13 protein-coding genes are annotated in these 19,779 nt (G+C 57.2%); 6 read left to right on the forward strand and 7 right to left on the reverse strand.

Going from position 1 to position 19,779, the window contains the following annotated elements; genetic code table 11:
- Nucleotide 1: 1 nt before the first annotated feature.
- Nucleotides 2–3,064 (reverse strand): BPTD_3080 family restriction endonuclease, encoded by a 3,063-nt coding sequence (locus tag ACYASU_RS03820; protein ID WP_463581994.1) that lies wholly within the window; start codon nt 3,062–3,064, stop codon nt 2–4.
- 958 nt (nt 3,065–4,022) lie between these two features.
- Here ACYASU_RS03820 and ACYASU_RS03825 point away from each other — a divergent pair.
- Genes ACYASU_RS03825 through ACYASU_RS03835 form a run of 3 tightly spaced genes read left to right on the forward strand, consistent with a single transcriptional unit; the run spans nt 4,023 to nt 8,224 of the window.
- Nucleotides 4,023–4,784: a hypothetical protein gene (locus tag ACYASU_RS03825; protein ID WP_463581995.1), complete on the forward strand. Its 762-nt coding sequence runs from the start codon at nt 4,023–4,025 to the stop codon at nt 4,782–4,784.
- A gap of 1 nt (nt 4,785) precedes the next feature.
- Nucleotides 4,786–6,501: a hypothetical protein gene (locus ACYASU_RS03830; protein WP_463581996.1), complete on the forward strand. Its 1,716-nt coding sequence runs from the start codon at nt 4,786–4,788 to the stop codon at nt 6,499–6,501.
- Complete coding sequence (locus ACYASU_RS03835) at nt 6,479–8,224, forward strand: LeoA/HP0731 family dynamin-like GTPase (RefSeq protein WP_463581997.1); 1,746 nt, start codon at nt 6,479–6,481, stop codon at nt 8,222–8,224. Before ACYASU_RS03830 ends, ACYASU_RS03835 begins: the two co-directional genes overlap by 23 nt.
- A gap of 540 nt (nt 8,225–8,764) precedes the next feature.
- Here ACYASU_RS03835 and ACYASU_RS03840 read toward each other — a convergent pair.
- Nucleotides 8,765–8,968: a DUF6021 family protein gene (locus ACYASU_RS03840; protein WP_192173349.1), complete on the reverse strand. Its 204-nt coding sequence runs from the start codon at nt 8,966–8,968 to the stop codon at nt 8,765–8,767.
- Nucleotides 8,969–9,360: 392 nt separating this feature from the next.
- Between ACYASU_RS03840 and ACYASU_RS03845 the strand changes: the two genes are divergently transcribed.
- The 3 genes from ACYASU_RS03845 (at nt 9,361) to ACYASU_RS03855 (ending at nt 11,806) form a co-directional block, all read left to right on the forward strand.
- Nucleotides 9,361–10,539, forward strand: coding sequence for a sugar transporter (locus tag ACYASU_RS03845; RefSeq protein WP_463581998.1), 1,179 nt, complete (start codon nt 9,361–9,363; stop codon nt 10,537–10,539).
- Nucleotides 10,540–11,015: 476 nt separating this feature from the next.
- Nucleotides 11,016–11,297, forward strand: a complete 282-nt coding sequence (locus ACYASU_RS03850) for a hypothetical protein (RefSeq protein ID WP_463581999.1) — start codon at nt 11,016–11,018, stop codon at nt 11,295–11,297.
- Nucleotides 11,298–11,533: 236 nt separating this feature from the next.
- Complete coding sequence (locus ACYASU_RS03855; protein WP_192173353.1) at nt 11,534–11,806, forward strand: hypothetical protein; 273 nt, start codon at nt 11,534–11,536, stop codon at nt 11,804–11,806.
- A 42-nt stretch (nt 11,807–11,848) separates the two neighbouring features.
- Here the strand turns inward: ACYASU_RS03855 and ACYASU_RS03860 are convergent, their stop codons facing one another.
- The 5 genes from ACYASU_RS03860 to ACYASU_RS03880 all read right to left on the reverse strand — a co-directional run bounded on the left by ACYASU_RS03860 (nt 11,849) and on the right by ACYASU_RS03880 (nt 19,726).
- On the reverse strand, nt 11,849–14,134 hold the full coding sequence (locus ACYASU_RS03860; RefSeq protein ID WP_463582000.1) for an Orn/Lys/Arg family decarboxylase: 2,286 nt from the start codon (nt 14,132–14,134) through the stop codon (nt 11,849–11,851).
- Nucleotides 14,131–15,540, reverse strand: coding sequence for a putrescine-ornithine antiporter (gene potE, locus ACYASU_RS03865; RefSeq protein ID WP_463582001.1), 1,410 nt, complete (start codon nt 15,538–15,540; stop codon nt 14,131–14,133). Before potE ends, ACYASU_RS03860 begins: the two co-directional genes overlap by 4 nt.
- Before the next feature lie 420 nt (nt 15,541–15,960).
- A complete protein-coding gene (ampE, locus tag ACYASU_RS03870; RefSeq protein ID WP_346629243.1) occupies nt 15,961–16,797 on the reverse strand; it encodes a regulatory signaling modulator protein AmpE in 837 nt (278 codons plus the stop codon).
- Nucleotides 16,798–16,812: 15 nt separating this feature from the next.
- On the reverse strand, nt 16,813–17,361 hold the full coding sequence (gene ampD / locus ACYASU_RS03875; RefSeq protein WP_463582002.1) for a 1,6-anhydro-N-acetylmuramyl-L-alanine amidase AmpD: 549 nt from the start codon (nt 17,359–17,361) through the stop codon (nt 16,813–16,815).
- Nucleotides 17,362–17,485: 124 nt separating this feature from the next.
- On the reverse strand, nt 17,486–19,726 hold the full coding sequence (locus ACYASU_RS03880; RefSeq protein ID WP_346628399.1) for a DUF1631 domain-containing protein: 2,241 nt from the start codon (nt 19,724–19,726) through the stop codon (nt 17,486–17,488).
- Nucleotides 19,727–19,779: the final 53 nt, after the last annotated feature.

Here is a 19,779-nt window from a genome sequence, read left to right on the forward strand (position 1 = left end):
GTTAGTTTCCTTGCGCCGGCACACTGGCAACGGCTTGGATCATTTTGCTAAATTCGGCTTCTACTTTTTGAGCAAAGTCGTCCTGCATTTCGAATACATCTGTAAATTCAGCAAAGGCCCAACGACCATAGGTGCCGAGGTTGTTCACACCCGGCACCCAGTAGACATCCATGGTGTTCTTCTTCTCTTTGGCATCTTCGCGGCGGTAACCTTTGATCTCGACCACTAGGTTGAGGAGATCGTCATCACCACGGCCGTCGTCCACCCGAACGATAAAATCGGGGCGATATTTGCGCATTTCCGACGCGTAGCGATAAGGCACTTCAAGGCCCAGACTGTGATTCTTCACATAGGCTTTAACCTGCGGATGCGCTTCGGCAACACGGCAAAACTCAGCCTCCCAACCACTGTCCAGAATCACCCAGTTGACATGGCATTTGTCAGCCTGCGTTTCCCAGCGCTCGGTTTTTGAGGTATTGAAACTCACGCTCATGGTTGAACCCGTGGGGTTGTACGCCTCAAGCACAGCCTTGATCGGCCTTGTCCCCATTTCAGCACGAGTAATTGCCGTGGTGATGCGCTCACAGGCTACGTCGGCCAGGCTCTGAAACATCAGCTGCGCAGGATAGGTGCCTCCCTTGCAGACGAGACAGGTATCTAGCCACTGCTTGGTGATGCGTTTCAATTGACCGAATAAATGCAATTTGGCTTCTTCACCAGGATCACGCCATTTGGTGTAGAGCAGTCGCTGGGTTAAATGAAACAGCAGCGTGGACAGGCGCATGTCTCCTGTATGTGCAAGGCTGAGGTCTGCAGATTCCCCAATGATGCCTTCGTTGCGAGTTATCGAGGGGCCAACCAGCTCGGGAGTCAGCTCCAGTATGGAGTCCACATTGAAAACGGCTGTGAGCCGCTCTTCTGGCAACTCGACCCGGTAGCCCGCCACACGCGGAAACTGGATTTCCAAGGCATCACGAGTCGGTCGTACCGCTTTTACGTGAATGGTCTCACGGGGCTTTTGCGGCGGAGCAATTACCGGCTTAGCAGTGAAATCGAAGGGGATGCCAAGCACGTCAGCGTATTCAACGTTGAACAAGCCCTCTTCGTTGAGCTCATACGACTGACGGCGCAGCGCACGGCCAATAACCTGCTCACACAGCAGTTGAGTACCAAAGGCTCGCACACCCAGCACGTGGGTGACTGTGTTGGTATCCCAGCCCTCAGTGAGCATCGAAACAGAAACTACACAGCGAATTGACTCACCCAGTCGGCCTTGCTTACCGACGGTGTTCATAACCTCACGCAGCAGTTCTTGATCAGTGATGTTGTTGGCTGCCTGGATGTCACCGGTACGCTCACGAATCTCATCGCGAAAGCGCTCAATTTCATCTGCTGCCATACCGCGGAAGTTATCGTCCAACGCATCGCCAGACTCTAGCTGCTCACTGTCAATCAGCAGCGTGCGCGGCCGCGAAATAGGATTGTCATGCTCATCAAAATTGCGGAATAGCTCCAAGCGACCATTGACCACATTGCTTGAGCCATCATCATTCTGCCGCGTAAAACCAGATATGTAGTCGTACACCAGCTTGGACGTTGCTGTGTTGTTGCAAACCACGATGAAGCATGGCGGTACGCGGATGCCGGCTTTATCCCAGAGTTCATAGGTTTTTTCGTAATGGCCGTAGAGTGCTGCCAAAGCAGTCTGCAGCTCGACGGGAATACTGAGCGGGTCGAGCGTGCCGCTCGACTTGCGGTTGCTCTTCGGCATCTTCTTACCGATATGCTTCCACAACTCACGGAACATAGGCATCTCGCTGCCATGGATATTGTCCGCGACAGGTACACGTGGCAGCTTGACGATGCCGCACTCGATAGCATCCATCAACGAAAAGTCGCACATCGTCCACGGAAACAGAGTGCCTTCGGCATAGCCTGAACCACTCAGAAAGAAGGGCGTTGCAGACAGATCCAATACGCGCGCAACGCCAAGCTTGCGATTGACGGCCTCGATACCGGAAATCCACAACCGCGCAGCGGCATTGTTTTCTTCAGCCTCTTTCTTTTCGTCACCCTTCAGGCCGTCGTCTTCGCCCGGCTTTTCCCGGTAACAGTGGTGGGCTTCGTCATTAATAACCAGCACGTTCTTCATGCCCATTAGCTCAGGCATTACCCGCTGAATCATCTGGCCTTCGGTTTCTAAGGTAAGGATGTCATCGCCAGTACGCCCTTTGAGAAGAGCGCGGCCACCTTTGGAAATATCGATACGCTCACGCAATTTGAAAGCGTGATAGTTAGTGATAATGATCTTCGCTCGATCAAGGTCAGCAACCATGTCCGCTGGCACGATTTCGCGGCTCTGGTAATAGCTGTCTGGGTCATTTGGTTGCAATACACGCAGGCGATCTTTAATGGTCAAACCAGGGGCGACGATGAGAAATCCACGGGTAAACAACTTGCTGTTCGGTTGGCGTACTGCGTTGAGTGTTTGCCAGGCGATCAACATTGCCATGACAGTGGTTTTACCTGCGCCCGTAGCTAGCTTCAGCGCGAGACGCATCAACTCAGGGTTGGCGTCGTTATTAGCCCCCGCTAGATGATCGAGAAACTGCTTGCCGGTCTTGCCCATCTTGGGCGCAACCTCAGTCAGCCAGATAGCCGTTTCCGCCGCCTCAACCTGACAAAAGAACGGCCGCACACCGTTGAACTGGTGATGCCGCCAGTGCTGCAGCAGTCGAGCAGTTTCTGGAGTTACATTCCAGTCGTTCGGGCTATTCAGATTGCGCCACGCACTAACATGGCGTCGCAGTTCATTAATGATGGAGATCGGGTCGTACTTCTGCTCGCCATCTGAAAGCCCCATCGACTCATCAAATAAGTCAGCCGACTTACCACCTTTCTGCTTCTTGGGCTTAGGTATAGGTGTGACAAACTCAGCTCGACGGCGGCTCTCGATAATCTTTTGGGTTGGCTGACCGTCACTAAGCTCCCAGTGGCGAGCTGGATAGCCATAGGGCGAGTTGAGAATAGGCTTCTCAAAAAACTGATTGCTTTCATTCGTCATCGCTAGCGAGCTTCCCTATCCACATTTGAGTCCAATTTCACAGTGCAAAGCCATCAACGCCCGCAGACGCTTAGTTTTTGCAAATGGTTGGATTGTATTGGATTGCAATGATTTCACAACCGTATACCACGCTATCGATCCTCGAAGCCCGGCCCTACCTAAAGGTCACAACAGTGCAGGCTGTGTGAAAACCCCGACCCCCAATGCGCTGCTCAAAAAACGCACTGGAAAATGCGTTCCTACGCGAAATCTAGGTCTGCATACCACGCGAACATTCGCGAAATTCGCGTCAGAGCGCGCAGTTCATTTTTGGTGGAGAGTTTCACACAGCCTGAGTGTTTGCAGCCTTCCCCACTCACCCAGCATTGCCCAGACTGAAGAAACCGTTTGATCTGCCGATCGCGTCATGCTGACTTTCTTGCCTGATCCGGAAATAAAATTAACAGTCGACACTAACTGGAGTTCTGCGTCTTGCGCAAGATTTCAATTTTAGCCTCCATCGACCTGTACTGCCGGTACACCTAATACCCTCCTAGGCAATGAAAACGGTCCCACACCGGTCAGGACATCTTCAACACAGTCACACCCTCGGGTCGTTTGAAGGCTTGAGGATGCTGAGGGGGGGGGCGCGGCAAATTGATTCGCACCGAAGAAAAATGGCGCACTACCCGCCCGCCCACTAAAGGTTGTTGCACTGACGCCGATAGACGGTGATTGTCCATCCTCCGCAAGCCTACAGCCCCGCACCAACAAGGATGTTGTGAATGCCTCAGACAATCCCCTTTTCCCAAGCAGTGCCAATGCAGCCGCGCTGCAATGGCACTGCCGGCTGACTGCGAGCTGCCTCTCCGGCGAGTCACGTGCACAACACATGTCGTGGGTTCGCATGACGCTCAGCACATTTAGCCCTTACAACACTCGCTTATCCCCTCGACGTCATCACACAAAAGGAACAGTAATGAACGCGCGCCAAGACCTTAACAGCCTGTACTCCGACGTTTCAGACAGCATTGCCGGCGCCATGGCCGATATCCTGGGCCTGAATGTCGAGCACAAAGACGGCAAGCGTGAAGTTGGCAACATGACCGAGAAGCTTCGCACCATCCAGGTCATCTTCGATGGCGAACTTGACCAGCTTAAGACTCATGCCGAGTGGGACATGTTTACCATGGCGTTTTTCGGCGAAACCAACGCGGGCAAGAGCACGATCATCGAGTCGTTGCGCATTCTGTTCAAGGAAGAGTCCCGGCAAGCTTTGCTGGAGCAAAACGCTCACGACCTCGTGAAGTACGAAAAAGCGCTGGCCGAGCATATCGGTCAATTGCGCGAGGGGCTCAAGGCGGTTTACGAAGAATATGCCGCGCAAATCTCTGATATCCGCCAGGGCACGCGCCATCTTTCCGAGATTTTGCAGGAAGAGGTCGCGGCCAGAGACCGCATCGCGCAAGCCGAAGCCGATGCCCGGACTACATTGGCAGTGCAAGAGGCAGATGCTCGATTGAAGGCCGAACAGGGAGTCGCCGCACAGCGGCTGAAAGCCGATCACGAAATAGCCGCCCAACGACTGAAGGCTGAACAGGAAGAATCTGCGCAACGCCTGCAACTAGCCCAAGACCAATCCAACGCCAAAATCAGGTCAAAACTGATTGCGTTTGCCTGCGGCGGACTGGTTCTAGGGGCATCTGCATCGGCTGTGTTCTTGAAGCTGGCAGGAGTCTGAGATGAGCAACTTCGAGCTCGACGAGCTGTTCGATGAAGCGACCGCAGTGTCTGAAGAGCAGGTGATCGCAAACCCCTTTGCGCCGATCAAGGCCCGCTCGGCAGCCATGGATGAAGTGCTAAACCAGCGGCTGGCCAGCGTGTTTATCGGCGCCGTGGCGCTTGATCGAAAAAAGGCTCTGGCCTCGCGCATCGACGGGCGAATCATCGGCACCGGTGAAGCGGATTTCACCAAAGGCAATACGTTCTACACCCTCAACTACAAGGGCAAACGCTTCCAACTGATCGACGTGCCCGGCATTGAAGGGGACGAAAGCAAGTACTCTCATATGGTCCGTGAAGCGGTAGCCAAAGCGCACCTGGTGTTCTACGTCAACGGAACCAACAAAAAGCCGGAAAAAGCCACCGCAGAGAAGATCCGCTCCTATCTGCGTCTCGGCACTCAGGTGTGTCCGCTGGTGAACGTGCGCGGCAATGCCGACCAGTACGAGTTCGAGGAAGACCGGACGTCACTCGAAACCGGGGCATTGCAACAGACCGTCGGCGTGCTTGAGTCAGTGTTGGGCGCCAAGGCGATGCAGAGAGGCCACTGCGTACAGGGTTTGCTCGCCTTCTCGTCCTTGGCCAGTGTGCCGGGGAGCGGCGGCACGACAATCCACCCGTCCCGGGATCGTGACCTGGTCATCCACCAACGCAACTACCGCAAAAACTTCGCCTCGACGAAGGCCATGTATGAGTTCAGCCAGATCAAGTCAGTCGCCCAGGTGCTTCATGGCAAACTGAGCACGTTCAAGGAAGACATGATCGAAAGCAACAAAACCAAAGTGCATCAGTTGCTGATGGAAAATCTTGCCATCCTGCAAGATCTACACACTAGCCACGAGACATTCATGGCTCGGACAGAGCCGGAATTCGACAAGTGCCGCATCGCCGTCAAGGACGCTTTGGCCAAGTTCGAACAGTCGGTCAAGAAAGGGAGAAAACTCCTGTGGGACCGGCTCTTCACTGACATGAGCAGTGCCGCTGACGATATCGTCGAGGAAAATTTCGGCGAAAACGAATTGATCGCCAGCAAAATCCAGCGTGCATTCCGCGAGCGCCAGGAACAGCTGAAAGAAGACCTGCAGATCCAGTTCGAAAAGTATCTTGCGGAGTTGCAAAACGATCTGGTGCAGGCCATGCAGCGCTTGCTGGAGGATGTTTCGCGGGTTGAATTCGAGCAGGCAATCGCTTATGCGGGCGCAGACTTCAACGCCAGCTACAAGACACCAGAACTGGGCCTCGGCCTGGATCTCAAGGATTATGGCTGGATGCTGTTCAACGTCGGCTCCTACGCTATGGCGGGGGCTGGAATCGGCAGCGCATTCCCGGTCGTGGGCAACCTCATTGGCGCAGCGATTGGTGCAGCGGTGGGGCTGTTGATCAACATCTTGAACTTCTTCCTAAGCAAGGAGAAACGCGTTCGCAAAGCCCAGGCTGAGGTTCAGGAAAAGATCGCCGGGGCACGCGCCAAGGCCGCCGATTCCCTGAGCGAAGAGCTCAAGGGTTTGCTCGCGCCGGTTCGCAAACAAATCGAAGAAAAGGTCCTCGGACAAGTCGACGAAATCCATGCGTCCCTGACTCGCCCTCTGCAAATCATCAAGCAGCAGATGGGTTTGATGCAGCGCACCAAAGATCAACTGGAGAAAATGCCCCATGGAACAATTCACGCAATTTAATGTTGATAAACAGATAGCGATCAATGGCCTCAATCAGCTTCGGGTCATCTTGAATGAACTGGGCGAACTGGGTGCTGACGTCAAGGTCGAGTTGGAAAAGATCGATTCCGCGGTCGACGCGATCGAGTCCGACGTTCTGCGCATTGCGCTGTTGGGCGCTTTCTCCGACGGCAAGACCAGCGTGATCGCCGCATGGCTCGGCAAGATCATGGCCGACATGAAGATCGACATGGACGAGTCCTCCGATCGCTTGGCGATTTACACGCCAGAAGGCCTGCCGGGCAAGTGTGAAATTGTCGATACCCCGGGCCTGTTCGGAGACAAGGAAAAGATCGTCGATGGCGAACAAGTGGTTTATGAAGATCTGACCAAACGCTACATCTCAGAAGCGCATCTGATCCTGTACGTCGTCGACGCTACGAACCCGCTCAAGGACAGCCACAGCGCTATCGCCAGGTGGGTATTGCGCGATTTGAACAAACTTTCTTCGACGATCTTCGTCATTAATAAAATGGATGAAGTGACCGACCTGACTGAACAGGTTCTATTCGATGATCAGGCCGCTATCAAAAAGGACAACCTGAGAGCCAAGCTGCAGCGGACAGCCAACCTGACATCGGAAGAACAGGCGCGCCTGAACATCGTCTGCCTAGCCTCCAACCCCGGCGGCCGCGGCCTGGAGTTCTGGTTCGGCAAGCCCGAGCAATACGAAAGCCGTTCGCGGATCAACGACCTGAAGGCGATGGCCACTCGCGTCCTACTGGCCAATGTACCCGCAGTACTGATGGCCAAGACTGGCATGGACGTCGTGCGCGATGTTGTCGCCCAGCACGTGACCCGGGCCCAAGAGCAACTGGACAGGCTGGATGCCTTCGCTCAACAGAATACCGAGGAGTCCGTAAGGATCAACCAGGATATTTCCAAGGGTCGCCGCGATGTCAAACGTCTTGCCGGGGAGCTATTCGAGGAGCTGCGAAATATCGAGAGCGAATTGCTTGGCAAAGTCCGCCCGTTGTCACTGGAGAACATCCGCGACTTTCTGGAAGACGAGATCGGTTACACCGAAGAAGGTGTCGGCTACAAACTCAATCTTAGAATCAAGAGCGCCATCGACCGCTCGTTCGACCAATCGTCCAAGGTAACCAGCCGCATCTCCCAGGACATCGGACGTCAGCTCAACTCAAGCGAAAGCTTCCTCAATGCCATGAGCGAAGGCGCATTTAAATCCATGGGCGGCGCAGCAAGAGGTATCGCCAACCTGAGCCCGGATATTATCAAGGGCGCAGTGTTTGCCGCACGCGATGCACTTGGTTCGGTAACCGGCGTGGTCATCAAGTTCAAACCTTGGCAGGCCACCAAGATCGCCGGCGCCATTTCCAAATGGGCCGGCCCCGCCGGCGCGGCATTCACCCTGACATCGGACCTTGTGAGCGCCTATAAAACCCATGAGCTCGAGCAGGAATTGAAGGCCGCCAAAGATTCCATCACGACGGTCATCAAGAGTTCGTTCAAAGATATTTACGATCTGATTGGCGATGACGAAAAACTACTCGACTTCTTTGCGCCACAACTCAAAGAGTTTGAAAAGATCGTCGCTGTCGTTGATGAACGTTCGGCATTCATCCGTACCAACCAGGAAAAACTGATTCAAGTGCGAGAAAAGCTCAGCGCACTGGGACTTCCAGGCACCGCAGCGCCTTCAATAGAAGCGTTGACGGCTTAGCTGAACTTGAGCGCCGTCAGGAGCAGCACTCTGGCGGCCATGATAGTTGCCCACCCAATCTCAGTCATAGATCACGATTTGCCTCATGCGCATCCCCCAGACCCAGCAGTCTCTCCACTCAAGCAGATCGCTCAGGCGACTGTTTGATGGCCACCATTCCCCCGTCGGTCCTACGCGTAGTACGCGCCCACTCGGATAAGAACGTTCTCAGTCGTGAAGAAGCCGTTATTTAAGGATAGCTTATCAGGCATCAGCTGAGCACAACGGCGGATAAATACCAGCGCCTCCTGTGTGCTGTGCCCCTTCTCCATCAGAGGCTGGCTTGTTATTGGCTAGAACCCAAGGACCCCGTCTAACAGCAGCTGAGCTGAGCGGCACGCCAGTCAACATAAGCAGAGTTCATCAGGCCACCGTGAGCTATCCCATCACCCGCTGCGACTGTCGAAAACCCGACAGCGCAGCAACGCAACAGCTCACCGAAATTCAGCCAAAAAACGCCCCGCTCTCTTCAGCAGGGCTTTTGAGTTTAGCGCCAGTCGCTCAAACCCCGCCCTTCCCCGGCAGCGGCTCATCGTTACCCCGGCGAGTGGTGGGCTCTTCGGTCACCGGGTCATTCTCGGTCCGCGCGGGCTCGGTTGGGTCTACCTGCGGATCGGAAACATCGGGCGATTCTTCATTGAAGCCAAGCTCTTTGTCCGGATCCGTGTGCGTGGAGGTCCCTGTAAGCGAAGTGTCGTTAGCCATGATTCAATCTCCTCGTTTACGTGCGAGTTATCCGCACCATGATCATCAGAATCCCCTGAGCCCGCCAAGTGCCCCGGATTAGACGGGCGGTTTCGTTCGCGGCGCCTCAGGTTGAAAGCGGATCTCATCACGCCCCACTTCTGTCGCCGCTGCTCAACCCAAGCGCTGCACCACGACTGCGACAAATGAACGCCCCTCTCAACCCGGACCTGCGTTGTGACAACGTTTACAACGGCGTAGAATCCGTAACATCTCGTCGCATCTCCCCATACTCATAATATTCAGCTGACCGCATGCACCGCCCAGGCAAACGCCTCGAGCGGTCTTCCTGCTTGTCGGCGTTTTTGTTGGGGACGCGGCCAACCGAATTCTTCAGGAGGGCATTCGTTTTAATGAATACCACTAACGCACACACCGGAAGTTGGCTAAGCGTCATCGCGCTGGCCCTGGCGGCCTTCATTTTCAACACCACCGAATTCGTGCCGGTGGGTTTGTTGAGTGCCATCGGCCACAGCTTCGACATGACCACCGCGCAGGTTGGCCTGATGCTAACGGTGTACGCGTGGATCGTTTCCCTGACCTCGCTGCCGATGATGCTGCTGACCCGCAACATCGAGCGGCGCAAGTTGCTGTTGTTTGTGTTTCTGACGTTCATCGCCGCTCATGTGATGTCGAGCCTGTCGTCGAGCTTCGGCATGCTGCTGGTCAGTCGTGTCGGTATCGCGGTGGCCCATGCCGTGTTCTGGTCGGTGACCGCTTCGCTGGCCGTGCGGGTGGCGCCGGAGGGCAAGCAGGTACAAGCCCTCGGGCTCTTGGCAACCGGCACTGCGCTGGCGATGGTGCTCGGCATTCCACTGGGGCGCATGCTGGGCGAAGCGCTGGGGTGGCGCGCGACTTTCCTGGCGATTGCCATTGCCTCGGGCCTTACGGTTCTGGTGCTGATGAAATCGCTTCCGCTACTGCCGAGCCAGAACTCGGGTTCGCTGCGCAGCCTGCCAATGCTGTTCAAACGCCCGGCGCTGATGTCGCTTTATCTGTTGACCGCTCTGGTGGTCACGGCGCAGTTCACGGCCTACAGCTACATCGAGCCGTTCGCACAGATCGTGGCGAAGATGAATGGCGACATGACCACCGTGATCCTGTTGCTGTTCGGCGGTGCCGGGATCGTGGGGTCAGTGATCTTCAGCCGTTACAACAACCGTTACCCGCGCGGCCTGCTGATCACCGCGATCGGCGCGCTGGCGGCGTGTCTGATTCTGCTGCTGCCGCTGTCCGGCAATGCCTCGTCGATGGGTACGTTGAGCGTGGCCTGGGGCATGGCGATCATGTGCTTTGGTCTGGTGATGCAGTCCAAGGTGCTGGCGATGGCGCCGGATGCCACGGACGTGGCAATGGCACTGCATTCGGGCATCTACAACATTGGCATCGGCGGCGGCGCGCTGCTGGGCAGCGTGGTCATCAGCCAGCTTGGCGTGGCCAATATCGGTCTGGTGGGCGGGATGGTCGCGATCAGTGGCTTGCTGCTGGCGTGCCTGGCGACGCATCGGTATGGCGAAACGATTCGGGCATAAAGACGAAAGGCCCAACAGAGCATGGAAGGCGGGAGCGACCGTGATGTCGCTTCAGCTTCCTCGCAAACAGTTGTGTATCTCCTAGACAGCCAACGTCTGAAAGCCCGTATTCGTGAGCAAGCTCACTCCCACATGAACTGTGTTCGCTGGGCCACAGCGAACGATCCATCATTCCCATCGATAACCAACATTCCCGCGAATGCCTTCCGCTCAAAGCTCATGGGCGTACCATCGCCCTCACACCCAAACACGAACCGAGGGCAGGAAAAATGATCGTTCATCTCCTTACTTGCTTGACGCTCGCAGCGCTCACCAGCTACGTCGTCGCCCTCAAACTCTTCGATCTGGGATCGGTCGTCATGACCGCGGACGAAGAGGATCATCGTGTTGTGGCACCGGCCAACTAAGGCCAAGTAGCTGACACTTATCAGCACCTTTCACGCTTTCAACTTTCTGTTAGATGCGGAGCAATCGACATGACCCGAGACGTCACTTTGCACGTTAGTTTTCCCAAGTTCGGGAAGAACTATTACTCACAACATGTCATCGCCCGCAAGAATAGCCACGGTCTCGTTGAGGACAATCGCTTCGGCGGCTTCATGATGCCTTCGGCCGAGAACCACTTCAGCAATGAGGTGGTGGGCTTCAACGATCAGTTCCGGTTTTTGACTGACGTACTGGCCATGCACTTGCTGGAAGTTGAACAGGCCCGACCTGCACGCCAAGCTCGACAGTCAGCTCAGTCGCGCAGCTTGTAAATACAGTTTTTGCACATTGCCACCCCTGCAGCCAGGTAACCCCGACCTTGGCGACACGGGTGGCTTTTCTTTTTGGGCATCTGCCTGATCCTGCCGCGGACGCCGATCGGAGCTTATGTCGGCAAGCAATAGTCGCGTTTGCTTTGGCACCCACTGGCGGAAATCTGGAATCTGAGGTCTGATGCGTAAGGCTCGTACCGATAACGAGCCACACATCTACTTCTGCGGAAACCCACATGAAACACGCCCTGCTCGCCGGCTTGCTCCTGACTGCCTGTGCCCTGCCCTTCGCGGCAACTGCCAACGACGACAACAATCAGTGCCAGATGAACCTGAGCAAGGTTCGTGACGCGAAAGTCGCCAACCCCAATCTCAGCGACGCCGTCAAAAGCGATATCGACACCACCGTGCACCGCGCCGAAGCGGCCTTGGCGCGGCACAACGATGACGGCGGGCGCGAATGCGTGGCGCTGACGCAGCAAGCGCTGCAAAAGGCCCAGAGCAACTGAGCCGGAGGTGCGCCAGCCGGCCCACCTCTGTCAGCGCTGAAGCTATTTCAACACCAGCATCCGATAAATCCCCGCTTCGCTTTCAATCCCGTGGGTGTCATGGGTGAAACCGGGGAACGACCGATCGAAGCTTTCCAGCGCCCGAAGATAGGCCAGCAACGGCCCGTCCGCAGGCCCTGCGTTTTCGCCAGGCATCAGCAGCGGGATGCCTGGCGGATAAGGCACGATGCCCGTCGCGGCAATACGCCCGGCGGCCTCCTCCAGAGTGACCTGCTCCACCTCGTTCTTGACCAACTTCTCGTACGCTTCCACCGGGCTGAATTCCGCCTTGGGTAACGTGCCGAACGCCTTCGACATGGCCGCCGTGGTCTTGGTCTCTTTCATCGCGGCAAAGATGTCTTCCGCCAGATCTTTCAGCCCCATGCCGGCATAGCGCTGCTGATTCGCGGCCAGCAACTCGGGCAGGCAAAGCTCCAGTTCCAGGTTGTTGTCGTAGTCGCGTTTGAAGTCGAGCAACGCGTTTACCAGCGTGCCCCACTTGCCCTTGGTGATGCCGATGGAGAACAGGAAAAGGATGGTGAAGTCCGTAGTCTTCTCGACGACGATGCCCTGATGACCCAAATAAGCGCTGAGCACGCAGGCCGGAATGCCGAAGTCCATCAGGTTGCCGTCGTCGCCCATGCCCGGGCTGAGGATGGACACCTTGATCGGGTCGAGCATGCAGTATCCGTCTTCGATGTCGCCGAAGCCGTGCCACACCTCGTTGGGGTGCAAGACCCAGCAATTCGGATCGGTCTTGAGCCGCACCGGATCGACTTCGTGAAACGGAATCGCCGTGGCCTCGACCTGCACTGAGGGCGGCTGCCAGCAGGAAAAAAACCAGTCGTCCTGGCTCAGCATGTCGGTTTGCATGCGCGAAATGACCTGACGGAGCGCGACGGCTTCTTCGATGGATTCGTTGGTCAGAATCTGGCCACTTGGCGCTTCCATCATTGCCGAGCTGACATCGCACGATGCCATGATCGCGTAATTGGGCGAAGTCGACGCGTGCATCATGTAGGACTCGTTGAACCGCCCGTGGGGAATCGGGTTGCGGCCGTTACGGACATGAATCATTGAGGCCTGGGACAGCGCCGCGAGCAGCTTGTGGGTCGACTGCGTGGCGAACACGGTGGGCTTGGAGGAATCGTGATCCTCCGGGCTGCCGTGCATGGCGAAGCGGTCTTTGTACAGCGGGTTGAACCGCGCATAGCCGTACCAGGCTTCGTCAAAATGCAGCCGGTCAACGCTCTGCCCCAGCAGCTCTTCGACGCGGGTGACGTTATAGGTCAGGCCGTCGTACGTGGAGTTGGTGACGATGGCATGCACCGGCGTCGGGTCGATGTGGCTTTTGACCAGCGGGTTGCTGGCGATGGCGGCTTTGACGCTCTCGGCGCTCAAGGTCCGCGGCAGGATCGGGCCGATGATGCCGAAGCGGTTGCGCGTCGGAACCAGGTAGGTCGGGATCGCACCGGACAGCGTCATCGCGTGCTCGGCGGACTTGTGACAGTTGCGGTCGCACAAGGCGATCTGGTCGCGGGTCACGCTGGCCATCAGGATCACGCGATTGGACATTGAGGAGCCGTTGGTCACGTAGTACGTGCGGTGGGCGCCGAACACCTTTGCCGCATAACGCTCGCCTTGGCCGATCGGGCCGCTGTGGTCGAGCAACGAGCCCAGTTCGCCGACGGAAATCGACAGGTCCGAGCGCAGCAGGTTCTCGCCGAAAAACTCGTAAAACGCGCGGCCTGCGGTGCTCTTCAGAAACGCCGTGCCGCCAGCGTGGCCCGGGGTGTGCCAGGAATATTCGTAGCTGCGGGCGAACTTCAGCAGCGCGCCGAACATCGGTGGCAACACGGCCTGTCGATAGCGTTCGATGGCCGCCATGATACGTCCGCTGAGGAAGCGGCTGGTGTCTTCGGGCAGCCAGATGAAGTCATCGGCGTGCTGCATGACGATCAGCGGCACACTCGACGCCGTGCTGCGATCGCTGATCAGAAACACCGGCACACGGGTGTTGCGCTCACGCAAGGTGGTGAGCAGATCGATGCATTCCTTGTGGTCGTCGCTGCTGTCCATTTCCCAACTGAGCAACACACACTGGATCGCCGGATCGGAGCTGAGGATCGACTTCGCATCGCTAAGGCTTTCGGAGGTCAGCACGCTGATGGCGCGGTCTTCCACGTCGCTGATCAACTGGATCAGGGCCCGGCCGAACACGCTGCGTTTGTCGGGCTGGCTGCTGACCAGCAGCGCCAGCATGCCGAGCAAGTGTCTGTTGTCGCTCATGGTCGAGTCTCCAGGTTGGCCATCTTCAGGTTATTGACGGGGATCGGCTCGCCGACGATGTGCTGCGCCGCGACGGTCTGGGTGGGTACGCTGTTGTTCAGCGCTTCGAGCCGGATCAGGCGGGTGTTGACGTAACCGAACAGGGTGTAGCCGACGATGGTCGCCACGCCGCCGAGCATCAACGCTTCGGCGCCGGAGCTGTACAGCGCCAGATAGCTGTAGGCGGTCGCGATGCCGGCCACGATGTTGGTGATGAGGGCTTTTTGCGGCGGCACGTTGGAGACCTTTTGCAGGGTCATCAGCGTCGCCATCGACAGGATGTACGGCACCAGGTTGGTGACCACCGCAAGATTGACCAAGGTGTCGAACTGCTTGGCCAGGTCGGGGCTGATGGTCAACAGCGCCAGGGCTGTCTGGATCGCCAGCAGGATCAACATGCTGATGATCGGCACGCCATGCTTGTTGGCTTTGGCAAAGATCGGCAGGAAGTATCCGGTGTCCGCCGAGCTTTTGAACACCTGCGCCACCGTGAACTGCCAGCCCAAGAGCGAGCCGATGCACGCAAGGACCATGAGCCCCATGATGATGTCGCCGACCATGGGGTTAAACATCTTGGCGAACACCAGCCCGAACGGCGCGGTTGAAGCAACCAGTTCCGCGTTGTCGACGATGCCGGCGATGACGTTGGTCGACACGATGTAGATCACCGCTGCGCCGAGGGTCCCACCGAGCACTGCGATGGGCACGTTCTTCTCGGGGTTTTCCACTGCATCGCCGTTGGCGCACGCCGACTCCAGACCGAGGAACGCCCACAAGGTAATCGCCACCGAAGCGCCGGCTGCCTCGTACCAGGTTTTGTCGTGGGGATTCCATCCTGCCGCATAGGTGCTGCTGTCAAACCAGAACCAGCCAATGGTCGAAACCAGCACGACGGGCGCAATAACGCCCCATACGGTTACTGCGCCAATCTTGCCGGTAATACTCGCGCCGCCGAAGTTGGCGAACGTGGTGATCCATAACAGCGCGATGGTGGCGAGACCGACTTCAAGCGAGCCCAACTTGATATCGAACAGCGTCTGAATATATCCAACTGCGGTGATACTGATCGCCACGTTGGCAATCAACAACGACAAACCGTAGGTGTAGTTGGTGATGTAGTTACCCGACTTGCCGAACGTGTATTCCGCGTAACCGCCCATGCCGCCGGTCTTGCGACTGAGCATGCCGCACCGCGCGAAAGCGTAGGCCAGAGCCAGCGACCCGGTGGCCGTGATTAGCCACGAAAGAATGGAAATGCCGCCGACCTCGGCGAGTTTGGTGGGCAACAACACAATGCCGGATCCCAGCATGTTGACCGCAGTCAACATCGTGAGCTGACCCACGCTCATTTTCTTAGCGACTGACATTCCGTTGCCCTATTTGGAAGAAGTGAGAGGGTTTAGCTATAGCAAAGGATTCTTGTTAATCAAGAAATAGCCGGCCGCTAGTTGCTGGCGACAAGCCATCTTTGCTTGAGCTAGTTATGGTTTTGGAAGGTTGAATAACGTTGGAAAGAACTGATAGTTCAGAGGGATGGCGGCGTCTGACCGGAGGCAAAAGAGGATAGCGTCAGAAATAAGAGGGGCATTGATCTATATCAACCGGATGACGAATAACATCTAGGCCATGAAGATCATTTTTCATGATCAGGGATTGAATGGCCTCACTTTGCAGACGCTAATTTGGAGGCCAATCGAACCATGGGAGCCAGCTTGCTCAATCCCCCCTAAGCGGCGTTGGCTGCGCGACTGCGCAGCTGCCGGGTCAACGGAGAATCTGGCACGGCTTTAAACAAACAGCGTGATCAGCGCGAAGCCGACGTACCAGACGATAGCCGAGCGGATGAGCAATTCCCACAATACATCCAGGCTGTTGACGCCCTCGACGCCCACCACTGGCGCGGGGACCTCGCCGGCGACGCAGCCGACTTTGCTGATGAGGCGCGAGGCGCTGATGTTCCAGTTGAGCAGTTCGCTCAACATAACGCGGCTGACCGCGACAAAATTCCCCACTAGCGCAAAGCTGGCGGCCAGCAAGCGCACCGGCACCCAGTCGAATGCGTGCCTTGCCTGGGTCGCACGTTCGACCAGCGCCGGGGTTTTACCGTGTTCCGAAGCAAGGGCCAGCAGGCGGTACGCCAACGCGGCAACCGGGCCGAGCACGAAATACCAGAAAATCACTGCGAAGAAGCCTTGGTAGATCTGCCACAGCAAATACGTCTGAGCGCCACCCAATAGCTGCTCTTCATTCTCGGCCTGGACACCCAGATCACGTTCGGCAACCAGCACCGCTGCTTCCTGATCGCCCCGACGGCAGGCGTCCCGAAATGAGCCGAGTGTGGCTTTGACGTCGCCACGGCCCAGGCTGTAAATCAGCACCAGCAAATGGATCGGCAACGCGAGCCAGCCATAGGCCACCGAGCCGACAATCACCAATACCAGGGCGAGGACCACCAAAGGCAGCACAACCGTCACCATCAAAATCCACCACGGCCGTTTGGCCGAGCGTGGGTTGGATTCCAGCCGGCTCAATTGAGTGAGCCATGGCCCGTCGCGCTGAATACGCTGGCGCAGGGCCGAGAACTTCTCGACCCAGACCGCCAGTAGCAAAACCAGAAAACTCATTAGCTGTTCCTCACTTCAAACTTCCAGGGCGGCACGAAACCGCGCCCAGTCAAAACACGGCCCCGGATCGGTCTTGCGCCCCGGCGCGATATCGCTGTGACCGCATATGCGTCGCGTCGTAATCGCCGGCCAAGCCGTCTGCAACTGGCGGGTCAGCTCGATCAACGCCTCATATTGCACGTCGGTGAAGGGTTGATCATCAGTGCCTTCAAGCTCGATGCCAACGGAAAAATCATTGCACGTCTCGCGCCCCTCAAACACCGACACACCCGCATGCCAGGCACGATCCAGACACGACACGAATTGCGTCACCTCGCCGTCGCGCTCAATCAGGAAATGCGCAGAGACCCGCAGCTCGGCGATGCCTTCAAAGTAGGGGTGTTCTGTGACGTCCAGCCGGTTCTGGAAGAATGCCTGGACCTTGCCGGTCTTGAACTGCGCGGGCGGCAGACTGATGTTGTGGATGACCAGCAACGAGATTTCGTTTTCCGGCCGGGCATTGAAATTGGGTGAAGGGCAATGCTGCGCGCCGTGGCACCAGCCGGTGGCAGGGTCCAGATGCATGGGAAGTCCTTAGGGCGTGAAACGACAGCGCGCAGTATGCCCGCGACTGGAAAGGATGTGGATGGCGAATCAGCCTGGAGGTCACGCAGATTCGCAGGCAGAAGTCGTAGGACCGATCTGGCGCTTAGCCCTTGAGCTTGCGCAGATTACCCAGTACCGACTCCAGCGCGCGGTCGAACAGCAGGGCGTCGTCGAGAACACGAATCGTGCCGCGACGGAATTCCACCGCAAGGCCCATACGGGTTTTCTCAAGGACCTTCATGCCGGTGCGATTGACGAACACGTAGCGCCCGCTCGGCTCGACGATCGCCGCCAGCTTGCAACGCAGCTTGTGGGATTCGTCTTCCTGGATCTCTACCCAACTGCCCAGACGAAGCTTTTCGACCTGCAACAAACCTTCGTCGTCAGCAGGCAGCTGCGTCGACGGTTCGTTCTGAATTTGCTCGCCCGGCCCAACCAGCACGATCTCCTCCACCACCGCCATCATCGTGGGGCCGTTAGCGGACTGGGGCTGATCGCCTTCCGCATCACCTTTTGGCGTCCGCGCTACATGGCTGAACGCCTGTACATGCAACACTTCGAGCTGACTGAAGAATTCGCTGGTGGCAAACGGATCAAAAGCAGCGCTGCTCAAGCCGTCGCGCAGGGACTTCAGCAGCCCCGGCACCAGCTCGAGCAAACGCTGTCGCGCTTCCGGCTCATCATGGGGCTCGACGCTCCAGATCAGATCGTCCATGGCCTGAAGGCCTGAAGCCCACTCGCTCGACTGATCACCGTGCTTCAGGCACGTCAGCAACAGGACCTTGCTCCAGGCCTCCTGCAACAGGCGAACAACCACCTGCGGCAGGGTCTTGCCGAGCAGGCGATCGTTCAACGCCTGCTGCACGCGCTGCCGGGCCAACTCGGCCAATGCGCGGCCTTGTTCGGCGTCACGGGTGCGCTGCTCAAGGAGCTCGCTGCGACGACGTTCGTCACTGGTAAAGGCCAGGAAATCCACCAGCAGTTCAGTGAAGATCGCCGGGTCATCGACAAAGTCGTGGAGCAGGCGCTGGACGATCTGATCGATGCGGGCGTAGAGCGAATCGCGCTGGGTGTCATCGCGACCACCCCAGCCAAGCGCCGCGGAGGCGATCTCGTTCAGCAGCCGGCGCGCAGGGTGGCTGCCACGGCTGAAGAAACTCTTGTCGATGACCGCAACCTTGAGCATCGGAATCTGCAAACGACCGATCAACGCACGCAACGAACTCGGCAGGTTGCGGTCGTCGAGGATGAATTCAAACAGCATCGAGATGAGGTTGATAACGTCCTCATCCATCGTGCCGACGACGCGAAACTTGCCGCTTCTCGCGCTGACCCGGCTGATCAACTGCTCAAGCTGAGCGCGCAGATCGAAGTCGTCGCTCTCCTCAACTTTCGGGACGTACTGCTGCAAGTGGGACAGTAGACGCAGCAAGTCCTGGCTGGAAATTGGGCGCGCATCGGTCACCGAATCAGGGCGCGGCGTCAGATGACCACGCACATGCACCAGTAACTCCTGCAGCGCGGAAAACACGTCCTGCACGCTTTTATCGAGGCTTTCGGTCGCCTGCAGGATGGCGGCGTTGTCGGCACGCACGGCTTCGCTCGAAAGCGGCACGCTGGCAATACGATCAGTCGAGCGGCGGGACGGCAATGCCTTCAATTCCGGCAATACACCTGCGGAAATTAACAACTGGTTGGCTTCCTCATAAAGCTGATCGGCGTTGCTCAAGGCGTACTTCTCAAACAGCTTGAGAATGATCAGCTTCACCTTGATTTCAACGCCCAGACTGCGCCCGGCTTGCAGGAAATAGTCGCACAGCAGCGTCGGGCCCAACGGATTGGTCTCGTCGGTCAACGGCTGGGGGATGAGTACGTTCAAACGTGTGGTCAGCTGACCGAGGGCGATACCGTCGCGACTCATGACCTTGACCACCATCGCGTCAACCGCAACGGTGCGTTCGAGATCATCGTTATGGACCAGTGCAAGCTTGTCGTAGGAAACGGGCTCGGGCATCGGGGGCTCGGCCACTTCGTACTGGCCCAGGCGCAGGAATGCTTCAAAGAACTTGTCGAGGAAATTGCGCTCGATGCTTTTGCGCTTCAAACGCAAGTCGCGCATGGCTTCAAAAAAGATGTTCTGCTCAGCGTTGTTGTGAGCACGGTCGGCCATTTCGAAAAGCGTGTCGTCGGCATTGTCGAACAGCGTCTGCAGGCTTTCCTTCAGTTGCTGGGCGGCCCGGTCACGAACTTGAAGCAGAACGACGGGCAGCCGAGCGACAGGCGAAGAACCGGGATGATCCGCACCTGCCTTCAAGGGCACCACTTTGTTACCGTCGTTCTGCATCAAGGACTCCTTCACACCGTCGACACAACTGCTTTAACAACAGCTACACCCCG

The organism is Pseudomonas sp. HP_12 (genome assembly GCF_055283955.1).